General features: G+C 59.2%; 1 pseudogene. It reads right to left on the bottom strand.

Features of this window, described 5'->3' with window-relative positions:
• Nucleotides 1–267, bottom strand: a pseudogene (locus tag SB765_RS30190) (lytic transglycosylase F); the annotation flags it as partial.

Genomic DNA, 267 nt, shown 5'->3' with positions numbered 1-267 from the left:
ACGCGCACATTGGGGAAATACACCTGGTTCATCGCCACTTCGTTGGAGTCCACGAGGGTCAGGTCGATCTGGCCCTCGTCCACCATGCGCAGCAGGTCGACCACTTCAACGGCGTCGGATTCTTCGTATTCGATTGCAGGATTTTGCTTTTTAAGCGCCGCCAATTGTTCGGCGTGGGTGCTGCCCTTGAGCACCATGATCTTCTTGCCGACCAGGTCCGCCGCGTTGGTCGGGCGCGACTGGCCGTTGCGGTAGATGATCTGCGGG

The organism is Pseudomonas sp. SIMBA_067 (assembly GCF_046534675.1).
In the GTDB taxonomy this organism is placed as follows: domain Bacteria; phylum Pseudomonadota; class Gammaproteobacteria; order Pseudomonadales; family Pseudomonadaceae; genus Aquipseudomonas; species Aquipseudomonas putida.
Note: the sequence above shows the minus strand (reverse complement) of the source record. Positions and strands in the feature narration are given on the sequence as shown.